Source organism: Bradyrhizobium sp. ORS 278 (assembly GCF_000026145.1).
Taxonomy (GTDB): domain Bacteria; phylum Pseudomonadota; class Alphaproteobacteria; order Rhizobiales; family Xanthobacteraceae; genus Bradyrhizobium.
The window spans coordinates 4,883,761-4,895,906 of the sequence record NC_009445.1; the positions used below are offsets into that span (position 1 = coordinate 4,883,761).

11 protein-coding genes are annotated in these 12,146 nt (G+C 66.5%); 3 read left to right on the forward strand and 8 right to left on the reverse strand.

Annotated elements, in window-relative coordinates; genetic code table 11:
* Positions 1-53: 53 nt before the first annotated feature.
* On the reverse strand, positions 54-2,027 hold the full coding sequence (locus tag BRADO_RS21845) for an ABC transporter ATP-binding protein/permease (protein ID WP_041756791.1): 1,974 nt from the start codon (positions 2,025-2,027) through the stop codon (positions 54-56).
* Between the two features lie 226 nt (positions 2,028-2,253).
* Between BRADO_RS21845 and BRADO_RS21850 the strand changes: the two genes are divergently transcribed.
* Positions 2,254-2,856, forward strand: a complete 603-nt coding sequence (locus BRADO_RS21850) for a TIGR00730 family Rossman fold protein (protein WP_011927523.1) — start codon at positions 2,254-2,256, stop codon at positions 2,854-2,856.
* A 3-nt stretch (positions 2,857-2,859) separates the two neighbouring features.
* Here the strand turns inward: BRADO_RS21850 and BRADO_RS21855 are convergent, their stop codons facing one another.
* From BRADO_RS21855 to cysS, 4 genes are all read right to left on the reverse strand, one after another.
* Positions 2,860-3,237, reverse strand: coding sequence for a VOC family protein (locus tag BRADO_RS21855; protein ID WP_011927524.1), 378 nt, complete (start codon positions 3,235-3,237; stop codon positions 2,860-2,862).
* Positions 3,238-3,353: 116 nt separating this feature from the next.
* Entirely contained in the window at positions 3,354-4,952 is a 1,599-nt protein-coding gene (cimA, locus tag BRADO_RS21860) for a citramalate synthase (protein ID WP_011927525.1), read from the reverse strand.
* Positions 4,949-5,449, reverse strand: a complete 501-nt coding sequence (locus tag BRADO_RS21865; RefSeq protein ID WP_011927526.1) for a GNAT family N-acetyltransferase — start codon at positions 5,447-5,449, stop codon at positions 4,949-4,951. The genes cimA and BRADO_RS21865 overlap by 4 nt, the downstream gene beginning before the upstream one ends.
* 115 nt (positions 5,450-5,564) lie before the next feature.
* The gene (gene cysS / locus BRADO_RS21870; protein WP_011927528.1) at positions 5,565-6,974 is read right to left on the reverse strand and encodes a cysteine--tRNA ligase; all 1,410 of its coding nucleotides are present in this window, start codon (positions 6,972-6,974) and stop codon (positions 5,565-5,567) included.
* A gap of 383 nt (positions 6,975-7,357) precedes the next feature.
* On the opposite strand from cysS, the gene BRADO_RS21875 reads away from it, so the two are divergent.
* Both BRADO_RS21875 and BRADO_RS21880 read left to right on the forward strand, forming a co-directional pair.
* On the forward strand, positions 7,358-7,666 hold the full coding sequence (locus BRADO_RS21875; protein WP_011927529.1) for a hypothetical protein: 309 nt from the start codon (positions 7,358-7,360) through the stop codon (positions 7,664-7,666).
* Positions 7,667-7,819: 153 nt separating this feature from the next.
* Entirely contained in the window at positions 7,820-8,983 is a 1,164-nt protein-coding gene (locus tag BRADO_RS21880) for a DUF2865 domain-containing protein (RefSeq protein WP_011927530.1), read from the forward strand.
* A 23-nt stretch (positions 8,984-9,006) separates the two neighbouring features.
* On the opposite strand, the gene BRADO_RS21885 is transcribed toward BRADO_RS21880, so the two are convergent.
* From BRADO_RS21885 to BRADO_RS21895, 3 genes are read right to left on the reverse strand one after another with little or no spacing between them, the layout of a single operon-like run.
* Positions 9,007-10,335 carry a nitrilase-related carbon-nitrogen hydrolase gene (locus BRADO_RS21885; RefSeq protein ID WP_011927531.1) on the reverse strand — a complete coding sequence of 443 codons (1,329 nt, stop codon included), beginning with the start codon at positions 10,333-10,335 and terminating at the stop codon, positions 9,007-9,009.
* A 12-nt stretch (positions 10,336-10,347) separates the two neighbouring features.
* On the reverse strand, positions 10,348-10,701 hold the full coding sequence (locus BRADO_RS21890; protein WP_011927532.1) for a diacylglycerol kinase: 354 nt from the start codon (positions 10,699-10,701) through the stop codon (positions 10,348-10,350).
* Positions 10,701-12,089: a class II 3-deoxy-7-phosphoheptulonate synthase gene (locus BRADO_RS21895; protein WP_011927533.1), complete on the reverse strand. Its 1,389-nt coding sequence runs from the start codon at positions 12,087-12,089 to the stop codon at positions 10,701-10,703. The genes BRADO_RS21890 and BRADO_RS21895 overlap by 1 nt, the downstream gene beginning before the upstream one ends.
* Positions 12,090-12,146 lie beyond the last annotated feature (57 nt).

Below are 12,146 nucleotides of genomic sequence, written 5' to 3' on the forward strand. Positions count from 1 at the left end.
AATGAATCCTTAACGAGTCCTTGCGTTCGGATCGGGGCGGCCGACTTTGCAGGTCACTCCGCGGCGCTGGCGACAGGCCCGGACAGGTCGGGTCCGGCGACGTCTGGCTCGCTTCGGGCCGGCGGATTGCGATTCGGGGCGGCCGCGTCGTCGCCGATCTGCGCCAGCTTCTCGCGCGCCTCCTCGGCCTCGCGCTGCCGGTTCCACATGCCGGCATAGAGCCCGCTTTTCGCCAGCAACTCGGCATGCGTGCCCCGCTCGGCGATCCGGCCGCGGTCGAGCACGATGATCTCGTCGGCCGCGACGATGGTCGAGAGCCGGTGCGCAATCACCAGCGAGGTCCGGTTGCGCGACACGCCGTCCAGCGCATCCTGAATCTCCTGCTCGGTGTGGCTGTCGAGCGCCGAAGTGGCCTCGTCGAGCACCAGGATCGGCGGCGCCTTCAGGATGGTGCGGGCGATCGCGACGCGCTGCTTCTCGCCGCCGGACAGCTTGAGGCCGCGCTCGCCGACCTGAGTCTCGTAGCCCTTCGGCGCCATCCGGATGAGGCCGTCGATCTGCGCCAGCCGCGCCGCCTCCTCGACCGCGGCATCGTCCGCATCCCAGCGGCCGTAGCGGATGTTGTAGCGGATGGTGTCGTTGAACAGCACGGTGTCCTGCGGCACCATTCCGATCTGCGCCCGCAGCGACACCTGCGTCACATCGCGGATGTCCTGGCCGTCGATCAGGATGCGGCCGCCGGACACGTCGTACAGCCGGAACAACAGGCGCGAGATCGTCGACTTGCCTGCGCCGGACGGACCGACGATCGCGACCGTCTTGCCGGCGGGCACCTCGAAGCTCAGCCCCTGCAGGATCGGCCGCTCGGGCTCATAGGCAAAGCGGACATCCTCGAAGCGGACATGGCCTGCGGTCACCACCAGCGGCTTGGCGCGCGGCGCATCCTTCACCTCGGCATCCCTGGTCAAGACGCCGAACATCTTCTCGATGTCGATGATCGCCTGCTTGATCTCGCGATACACCATGCCCATGAAGTTCAGCGGCTGGTAGAGCTGGATCATCATGCTGTTGATCATGACGAAGTCGCCGACGGTGTTGCGCCCCTGGCGCACGCCATGGGCGCACATCAGCATCGCGATGGTCAGGCCGATGGTGAAGATCACCGCCTGCCCGGCGTTTAGCACCGCAAGCGAGGTGTAGGTCTTCACGCTGGCCCGCTCATAACGCTCCATCGAGCGGTCGTAGCGCTCGGCCTCGCGCGCCTCGGCGCCGAAATATTTCACCGTCTCGTAGTTGAGCAGCGAGTCGATCGCCTTCGTGTTCGCGTCGGTGTCGGAGTCGTTCATCCGGCGCCGGATCTCGATGCGCCACTCGGTCGCGATGTATGTGTAGAAGAGATAGGCCCCGACCATGGTCAACGTGACCAGCACATAGCGCCAGTCGAACTGCCACAGCAGCACGGCGGTCAGCAGCGAGACCTCGACGATGGTCGGGATCAGCTGGAGGATCACCATGCGGACGATCGTCTCGATCGCATTGCGTCCGCGTTCGAGCACGCGTGTCAATCCGCCGGTCTTGCGCTCCAGATGAAAGCGCAGTGACAGCTCGTGCATATGGACGAAGGTGATGGTGGCGAGCTTGCGCACCGCATGCATGGCGACGCGCGCAAAGATACCGTCGCGCCACTGCGTCAGCACCGCCATCAGCACCCGCATCGCGCCATAGCTCGCGGTCATCACGATCGGCGAGGCGACCAGCCAGAACGCCCAATCGTCCGGCTTGATCGGCGCGGTGTTGGCGCCGGTCAGGGCGTCGGTGGTCCATTTGAAGGTGAAGGGCAGCACCAAGGTCGCGACCTTGGCTGCGAGCAGCAGCACCACCGACCATAACACGCGCATCTTCAGATCGGCGCGGTCGCTCGGCCAGATGAAGGGCCAGAGATGACGCAGCGTGCCGGCGAGCGTTCCCTGCTCCGGAGAGGCCGGCGCATCGGTGGCAAGGTGATGTGGGGAGGAATCGGGGGGCATCAATCGATCTGGAACAGGGAGGATCTCGGCCGGTTATCAGGCGAGACAGCCCGCCTCATATAGAGTGTTCGACCGCCATGTGCACCCGAGCGTCGACGAATTCCGATGCGGCGGCGCAGTAATTGCATAACTTGATTCACATCGTTTGGACCACCCGTAGAACCCCGCGAACCACCCCCTCCGCCCTCGTCTTGACGCCTTTCAGTTGCAGTGTCACACCCATCCCATGACTGAAATCCGCACCGTCTGTGTCTATTGCGGCTCCGGCCCGGGCACCAATCCCAGCTTCATCGAATCGGCGAAAACCCTCGGCAAGGCGCTCGCCGAGAACGGCGTCAGGCTCGTCTATGGCGGCGGCTCCATCGGCATGATGGGCGCGGTCGCCAAGGCCGTGCTGGAGCATGGCGGCGACGTCACCGGCATCATTCCGGACTTCCTGGTGAAGAAGGAAGTGATGATGCCGCTCAAGGACCTCATCGTCACGCCCGACATGCACGAGCGCAAGCGGCTGATGTTCGAGCATTCCGATGCGTTCGTCGCGCTTCCCGGCGGCATCGGCACGCTCGAGGAGCTGGTCGAGCAGCTCACCTGGAAGCAGCTCGGGCGCCACGCCAAGCCGGTGTTGATGGCCAATATCGACGGCTTTTGGGAGCCGCTGTTCGCCCTGCTCGCCCATATGCGCGAGACCGAGTTCATCCGCCCGGGCTTCCAGATCGAGTTGCTCAAGGCCGACCGCGCCGAAGAGATCCTGCCGCGCCTGCGCGAGGCCGCAGCCCGTGTCGCCAAGGAAGAGACGGAGATGGAGCCGGAGATCGCCAAGCGGCTATGATCCTTAATCGCTTGGAAACGTGACCGCCTCGATCCGGTTGCCATCCGGATCGAGCACAAAGGCCGCATAGTAGCGCACGCGGTCATGCGGCCGCAGCCCCGGCGCACCGTCGGAGACCCCTCCCGCCTCCACCGCCGCGGCATGAAAGGCATCTACCTCGGCCGTGGTCTTGGCGCGGAAGCAGAGATGCGAGCCGGTGTCGGCCGGCACGCGGGCCATGCCGGCGCGGAGATTGATCCAGAACTCCGGATAGGCCTTGCCGAAGCCGATATTCGTCGGCCGCTCGACCAGCCGGGTGAGCCCGAGCGGCGCCAGGGCCTGCTCATAGAAGCGGGCGCCGCGGGCGAGATCGCTGACGCCGACGGAGATGTGGTCGATCATGGTGAGCCTCCCCTGCCCGCCGAAATGGTAGCCCGGATGAGCGTAGCCACAGCCGGGGTCTCACGTGCTGTGTCGGTGAACCCGGATGTCGCTGCGCTCATCCGGGCTACGTTCACTCACCCCGCCGCGCCCGACTTCACCAGCTTGTAGAACACCGAATCCATCAGCGCCTGGAATGAGGCGTCGATGATGTTGGGCGAGACGCCGACCGTGGTCCAGCGCTCGCCGGTCTCGTCCTCGCTCTCGATCAGCACGCGCGTCACCGCCTCGGTGCCGCCGTTGAGGATGCGGACGCGGTAGTCGATCAGCTTCAATCCGTCGATGAAACCCTGATACTTGCCGAGATCCTTGCGCAAGGCAACGTCGAGCGCGTTGACCGGGCCATTGCCTTCGGCCGCCGAGATCAGCCGCTCGCCGGCGACATCGACCTTCACCACCGCCAGCGCCACCGTGACGCGCTCGCCGAGCGCGTTGTAGCGCTGCTCGACGTTGACATCGAACTGCTCGACCCGGAAATACTCCGGCACCGAGCCCAGCGTGCGCCGGGCCAGGAGCTCGAACGAGGCGTTGGCGGACTCATAGGCGTAACCCAGCGCCTCGCGCTCCTTCAGCTCCTCGACGAGCCGCGTCAGCTTCGGATCGCTCTTGCTGAAGGGAATGCCGCCACGCTCGAGCGCCGCGATGACGTTGGAGCGGCCGGCCTGATCCGACACCAGGACTTTCCGGTGATTGCCGACGCTCTCTGGCAGCACGTGCTCATAGGTGTGCGGATCCTTCAGCACGGCAGACGCATGAATGCCGGTCTTGGTAACGAAAGCGCTCTCGCCGACATAGGGCGCGTGCCGGTTCGGCGCGCGGTTGAGCATGTCGTCGAGCGTGCGCGACACCTTCATCAGCCCGGCGAGCTGCTGGTCGGAGACGCCGATCTCGAAGCGCTCCGAGAACTCGGCCTTCAGCTTCAAGGTCGGGATCAGGGAGCACAGATTGGCATTGCCGCAGCGCTCGCCGAGGCCATTCAACGTTCCCTGGATCTGGCGCACGCCGGCGCGGACCGCGGCCAGCGAGTTCGCCACCGCCTGCTCGGTGTCGTTATGGGCATGAATGCCGAGATGATCGCCCGGCACGTGCTTCACGACCTCGCCAACAACAGCCTCGATCTCGTGCGGCATGGTGCCGCCATTGGTGTCGCACAGCACGACCCAGCGTGCGCCCGCCTCATAGGCGGTGCGGGCGCAGGCCAGCGCGAACGCCGCATTCTCCTTGTAGCCGTCGAAGAAGTGCTCGCAGTCGAGCATCACCTCGCGCCCGGCCGCCTTGGCCGCGGTGACGCTGTCTCTGATCGAGGCGAGGTTCTCCTCGTTTGTGGTCTCGAGCGCGACGCGCACCTGATAGGCCGAGGACTTGGCCACGAAGCAGATGGCGTCCGCCTTGGCCTCCAGCAGCGCCGCGACGCCCGGATCGTTGGAGACCGAGCGCCCTGCACGCCGGGTCATGCCGAACGCCGTGAAGCGGGCATGGCCGAGCTTGGGCTTGTCGGCGAAGAACTCGGTGTCGAGCGGGTTGGCGCCGGGATATCCGCCTTCGACATAGTCGATGCCGAGATCGTCGAGCAGACGCGCGATCACCTGCTTGTCGGTCAGCGTGAAATCGACACCGTTGGTCTGTGCGCCGTCGCGCAGGGTGGTGTCGAACAGATAGAGGCGTTCTCTGCTCATGACTGCGCCCCTGCCCCGAGCGGCTTCTTCATCGTGGTGTTGGCGAGCCATTCGCCATTGATCGAGACGCTGTTGCGCTGCTGCGCGACGTAGCCGCGCTTGCGGAAGAATTCGACCGCGGTGTCGCTGGCGTCCACCAGGAGCCCCGTGGTGCCGCGCGCGCCGGCGAGCTTCTCCAGCGCATCGCACAGCATCGCGCCGACCCCCTGCCCGGCAACGCTCGGATGCACATAGAGCATGTCGATGTGATCATTACCCTTCAGCGAGGCAAAGCCGACCGGCGAGCCCTGCAATGTCGCGATCAGGGTCAGTGTCGACGCCAGCTTCTTGCCGAAGCTCGCCTCGTCGTCGGCCGCGGCGGCCCAGGCCTCCTGCTGCTCCTCGCTGTAATCGTCACCGGTGAGCTGCTGAATGCTGGCGGCGAAGATTGCGGCCAGCACGGGCGTATCGGTCGGGAGAAATGGCCTCAGCGCGGCCTTCGGAAGTGCCTGTCCCATATCTCTCACCAGATCCCGTAGAGCTTCGTCACCAGCGCCACTGCGGCCGCGATCACCGCGAGCTTGAGCACGATGTAGTACAGCCAGTGCCGCGGAAACGGCGTGTCGGGCTTCTTCATCGCGCGATCTCCCACGTCGTCACCGGCTTGCCGTCGGCCCCCTTGCCGTCCTTGAGCACGACGCCCATCGCGGCGAGCTCGTCGCGCAGACGATCGGACTCCTTGAAGTCCTTGCGCGCGCGGGCGGCCGTGCGCTCAGCGATCAGGCCCTCGACTTCGGCGGCGTCGACGCCTTTGGCTTGCTGCTTCCGAGCTTCCCACAGCGTTGCCGTCTCCGACAGGAAGCCGAAATAACGGAGCGAGCCGGCGAATGCAGCGCGATCAACCTCGCTCCCGGAAGCAGCCCGCGCACGAAGCGCGTGCAACTCCGCGATCATCAGCGGCGTGTTGATGTCGTCGAGCAACGCATTGATGATCGCCGGCTCCGGCTGCTCGCCCGGCGCATCGGCCGCGACGCGGTACCAGTCGTCGAGCGTCTTCGCGCTCTCCTCCAGGCCCTTCACCGTCCAGTCGGCCGGCGAGCGATAGTGCATCTTGAGCATGTTCAGGCGCAGCACCTCGCCCGGCCAGTCCGCCAACAGGTCGCGGATGGTAACGAAGTTGCCGAGGCTCTTCGACATCTTCGCGCCCTCGACCTGCACGAACTCATTGTGCAGCCAGTAGTTCGCCATCACCGAGGTGCCATGGGCGCAGCGCGACTGCGCAATCTCGTTCTCATGATGCGGGAAGATCAGGTCGAGCCCGCCGCCATGGATGTCGAAGACGTCGCCGAGATAGGCCGCGCTCATCGCCGAGCATTCGATGTGCCAGCCGGGGCGGCCTCGCCCCCACGGGCTGTCCCAGCCCGGCTCGTCCGCCGACGACTGCTTCCACAGCACGAAGTCGGCGGGGTTCTTCTTGTGCGCATCGACCGCAACGCGCGCGCCGGCGAGTTGATCTTCGAGCTTGCGACCCGATAGCGCGCCATAGTCCGGCATCGAGCGGGTGTCGAACAGCACCTCGCCGCCGGCTTCATACGCATGGCCGCGCGCGATCAACTGCTCGATCAAGGTCACCATATCCGCCTTGCCGTCGGGACGCGGCAGAACGAAGTCGGTCGCGCGCGGCTCGAAGGTCGGCGGCAGACTGCCAAGCGCCGCCGTGTCGCTGTGGAACTGATTGGCCGTCACCTCGGTGACCTTCCGGATCGCCTCGTTCAGCGGCAGGCCGGGATAGTCGCGCGCGGCGCGCGCGTTGATCTTGTCGTCCACGTCGGTGATGTTGCGGACATAGGTCACGTGCTCGGCGCCATAGATGCGGCGCAGCAGGCGGAACAGCACGTCGAAGACGATCACGGGCCGCGCGTTGCCGATATGGGCGAAGTCGTAGACCGTAGGTCCGCAGACATACATGCGGACATTGTTCGGATCGAGCGGCACGAAGGGGCGCTTCTCCCGCGACGCGGTGTCGTACAAACGCAAGTCCATGGTCAGTCCCCGAATGCCTCAGTCCCGAATGCCTGCGTCTCGCCGGACGAGACGCAGCGGGTGTCCTCCGCCAGATGACGGCCCGGATGAAGGGCGGCCACGGCAAAAAGCGCGCTTCCGACCTGCCGGCCGGGCGTCCTGATCATCTCTGTTGAGAAAAGACGGCCTCAGCCAGCGAATCGCTAGCGCGTAATCTCGCGGTAAATGCAGCAGATGGCGAGGAAACCGTTCATGAGTTTCACCATGATCCAGCAGATTGTTGCCGTCAAGAGCCGCAAATCGGCCGTTTTCGCCGCCCAAATCGACCCGCCCTGCCTCATGGTTAATCATTTTTAACCCTTTTCGCCTAACCATGGGTTGTCTCCTCCATCGACCGGTGCACCATGCGATTCTCCTCGGGCCTTTTCGCCTGCTGCGTCCTCCTTGCCGCCGCCACCACCGCTGCGGCCGAAAGCCGAATCTTCATCATCGCCAACGAGGCCGACGGCTACGGCGTCGACCAGTGCCTGGCCAAGGGCGACAAATGCGGCGCCTCGGCCGCCCGGTCCTACTGCCAATCACGCGATTTTGCGCAGGCCTCCTCCTATCGCCGGGTCGACCCCGATGAAATCACGGGATCGGTGCCGAAAGCCGGTGCAAACTGCAGCCATAGCGGCTGCAGCGAGTATGTCGCGATCACCTGCCAGCGCTGAGGCCCTGGGGAACGGCTGTTCCCGCCTCCCCAATGCCCCGGATTGGACGTGACGATGCCCGACAAAGCGGCTATGGGATGCCCGCCGCTGCCGCGATTTTTCCGAATTCTGTGCTAGCCCCGCGGCAGCACCCATGGACCGGAATACCGCATCTTGATCGCATCCTTGTCTCCGCGCCTGTTGGCCTGCACTGCCCTGCTCGGACTGTCCCTGACCGGCTCGCATGCCCTGGCGCAGTCCAACTCCGATTCCTATGCGCAGATGGCCCCGGGCCAGCCCGGACAGCAGGCCGGCGTCAATCCGATCTGTCCGCGGCTCGAGGCCCAGCTCGCCTCGATCGATCGCAGCGGTGGTGATCCCGCGCGCGACGAGCAGATCCGGCGCTATCAGGACGCCGCCGCCAAGCAGCAGGCCGAACTCGATCGCGTAAGCCAGCAGGCCAAGCGCACGGGTTGCGACAGCCCCGGCTTCTTTTCGATCTTCAACGGCCGCGCGGCCGAGTGCCAGCCGATCAACAACCAGATCCAGCAGATGCGCTCGAATCTGGATCAGATCACAGGCAGCTTGGAGCGGCTGCGCGGCGGCGGCCTGGGTGGTGAGCGCGACAATCAGCGTCGCTCGGTGCTGGCCGCTCTCGGCCAGAACAATTGCGGCGCGCAGTATCAGCAATATGCCAACGCCAATCGCGGCGGCGGGGGCGGCGGCAACTTCCTGACCAACCTGTTCGGTGGCGGTGACAACAATCCGGCCGCCTCGCTGCCGCCGCCGAGCGCCGATCTCGCCGCGCCTCAAGGCACGTATCGCACGGTCTGCGTGCGCACCTGCGACGGCGCCTACTTCCCGATCTCCTTTGCCACCGTGCCCGGCCGGTTCGCCGATGACGAGCGCGCCTGCAAGGCGCAGTGCCCCGCCGCGGAGGCATCGCTGTTCACCTACCGCAATCCCGGCGAGGACATGAACCAGGCGGTCTCCATCAACGGCCAGCCCTACAGCGCTCTCGCCAACGCGTTCAAATATCGCACCGAGTTCAACCCGAGCTGCTCGTGCAAGGCGCCGGGCCAGACCTGGGCGGATGCGCTGAAGTCGATCGATGAGCGGGCCTCCGCCGCCGAGCAGGGCGACATCATCGTCACCGAGGAGAGTGCCAAGCGGATGCAGCAGCGCCAGACCGGCAAGCCGTCCGCCACCGCGGCCAAGAAGGGCGCCGCGCCGGCAGAGGCGGCCGCACCGCCGACCACGACCGCCGACACCACGACCGGCGCCGGTGCCGACAAGCAGATCCGCACGGTCGGCCCGACCTTCATCCCGCCGCGCTGAGCGAGTTCGCCGGGCCATCGATGTCATCCTTGGTCCGCATCGCGCGGCGCGCGGTCGATGAGATCAGGCGGGATCACCTCGCCCGAGGCGCCCAATGCGCCGACGGGCTTCCACCGGTTGCGCAACGCTGCGAGGCGAATCAGCTCTCCCGATGTGACATCGCACGTCTGCCGACCCGATCCTTGGAGCGGACGACAGGCGAGCGCACCGGAGAGGCTTGCCATCGCCTTCAACAGGGTCGCGCGCACGCTCGTCAGCAGATCGTCATGGGCGCTGTGCGACAGCGGTCCGGCGAGGATGTTTTCGAAGCCCGCGACGGCCGCCGCGATCGGCACCACCTCGGCGGCGACGCCGAGCCGCGTGGCGGCCGCGATCGCCTCGTCCGGGGCCTGCGTGTCCGGTCCGGACAGCATCACCGCGCGCACCTGCGCGGGCCCGAGCGCATCGACCGCGATCGCCAACGACAGCGCCGCTTCGACATCCGCCGTCAGCTCCAGCACGACGCCAGTGAGGCCGCCCTTGGCGACACGGTCGCGCAGGCCGAGCACACGGGCCGCGTAGTCAGCCTCTTCGCCGTCGATCAATGGGCTGACCGGTCCGCGGCATTGCCAGCCGTCATTGCCCCTGCGCCACGCCAGCGTGCTGACATCGTCGACGAAGGCCGGCAGTTGCACGGCCATCGAGAGGTCGGCGTTGAGCGCGAAGGACGCGCCGTCGAACACGTCGTCCCCCTGCCCGCCGGTCAGATTGAGCCAGATCAGCGGCAGGTCGCTCTCGGTGACGCGGGCCACGGCGGCCGACAGGCGCCGATCTCCCTCGCCAAGGACGTAACGCGCCGCCGCGGCCACCAGGATCAGCTCCGCGCCGGTCTCCGCCAGGGTTTCGACGACGTTCTCGCCGCCCAAAGCCTCCGGCCAGATGTCCTCGCCGATCGCGATGCCGATGCGCACACCGCGGACGCTGACCGGGCCGGCGGCGGGGCCGCGCGTGAACAGGCGCTGCTGATGGCCGTCCGCGAGATTGATCTTGAAGCGTGTGGCAGCGATGCGGCCGGCATCGAGCAGCGCCATCGCATCATGGAGCTTGCCGTCGTCCGCCCAGGGCGTGCCGATCAGCACCGCCGGCCCGCTATCGGCGGTCTCGTGCGCCAGCGCCTCGATCGCCGCGCGGCACAACGGCTCGACATCGTAGGCCAGGCCGCCTGACAGGAACAGCTCCGGCAGCACCACGAGGTCGGCGCCGTCGGTGGCGGCCTTCGCCCGGGCCTCGCGCACCTTCGCGGCGTTGCCGGCGATGTCCCCCGCCGTCGGATTGAGCTGGGCCAGCGTGATCTTGAAGCTGTCAGCGGCCATCGCTCAACTCATTCACAGCAATCCGAGCCGCTCGGCGATCGCGAACAGCCAGAAGCTGCCGGACATCAAGAGCGCGACGCCGACCGCGGCGGAGCCGAGATCCTTGACCCTTCCGATCTGCAGATCGTGCTCCGTGGTCAGGCGGTCGGCGAGCTTCTCGATCGCGGTGTTGAGCAGCTCGACCACCAGCACCAGCACGACGGCGCAGACCAGCTCGACGCTGCGCATCGGCGTTGCGCCGATCAGGTAAGCGAGCGGCAGCGACAGCAGGAAGGCAATGACCTCCTCGCGCACCGCCTGCTCGGAGCGGAGCGCGAAGGCTAGGCCGTTGCGCGAGTTAACCGTCGCGCGCCACAGACGCAGCATCAGAAGCCCGCGACCGCCGGCATCGGGGACGATTTGCCGCCGCGCTGCTGCTTCAGCAGCTCGGCGATCAGGAACGCCATGTCGATCGACTGCTCGGCGTTGAGCCGGGGATCGCAGACCGTATGATAGCGGTCGTTGAGATCCTCGTCGGTGATCGCGCGCGCGCCGCCGATGCATTCGGTGACGTCCTTGCCGGTCATCTCGAGATGGATACCGCCGGCATGGGTGCCCTCGGCGGCATGCGCCGCGAAGAACGCCCGCACCTCCGCGATGATGCGGTCGAACGGCCGGGTCTTGTAGCCCGAATTCGAGGTGATGGTGTTGCCGTGCATCGGATCGCACGACCACACCACCTTGCGGCCTTCCCGCTGCACCGCGCGGATCAGGCCCGGCAGGTGATCGCCGACCTTGTCGGCGCCGAAGCGGCTGATCAGCGTCAGCCGGCCCGGCTCGTTCTCCGGATTGAGGATGTCGATCAGCTTGAGCAGTTCGTCCGGCTTCAGCGACGGGCCGCATTTCAGGCCGATCGGGTTCTTGATGCCGCGGAAGTATTCGACATGGCCGTGGTCGAGCTGGCGGGTGCGGTCACCGATCCAGATGAAGTGGCCCGACGTCGCGTACCAGTCGCCGGTGGTGGAGTCGACACGCGTGAACGCCTGCTCGTAGCCAAGCAGCAGCGCCTCGTGACTGGTGTAGAAGTCGGTGGCGCGCAGCTCCGGATGGCTCTCGAGATCGAGGCCGCAGGCGCGCATGAAATTGAGCGCCTCGGAGATGCGGTCGGCCAGCTCCTTGTAGCGCCGCGACTGCGGGCTATCCTTGACGAAGCCGAGCATCCACTGGTGTACGCTGCCGAGGTTGGCGAAGCCGCCGGTGGCGAACGCGCGCAACAGGTTCAAGGTGGCCGCGGACTGCCGGTAGGCGTCGAGCTGGCGCTGCGGATTGGGAATGCGCGCTTCCGGCGTGAAGGCGGTGTCGTTGACGATGTCGCCGCGATAGCTCGGCAGCTCGACGCCGTTGATCTTTTCCATCGGCGACGAGCGCGGCTTGGCGAACTGGCCGGCGATGCGGCCGACCTTCACCACCGGCACCGCGCCGGCATAGGTCATGACGACCGCCATCTGCAGCAGCACGCGGAAGAAGTCGCGGATGTTGTTGGCGCCATGCTCGGCGAAGCTCTCGGCGCAGTCGCCGCCCTGCAGCAGGAAGGCTTCGCCCGCGGCCACCCGCGCCAGCGCCTTCTTCAGGTTGCGCGCCTCGCCGGCGAACACCAGCGGCGGGAAGGTCGCAAGCTGCGCCTCGACCTCGGCCAGCGCCTTCTGGTCGGGATAGTCGGGCACCTGCTGCACCGGCTTGGACCGCCAGCTCTCCGGGCTCCAGCGCTCCGTCATGGCTCTCTACTCCCTCTCGATCTCAGCACGCGTTGTTCCCCGCCGCGGCGCGCCGCC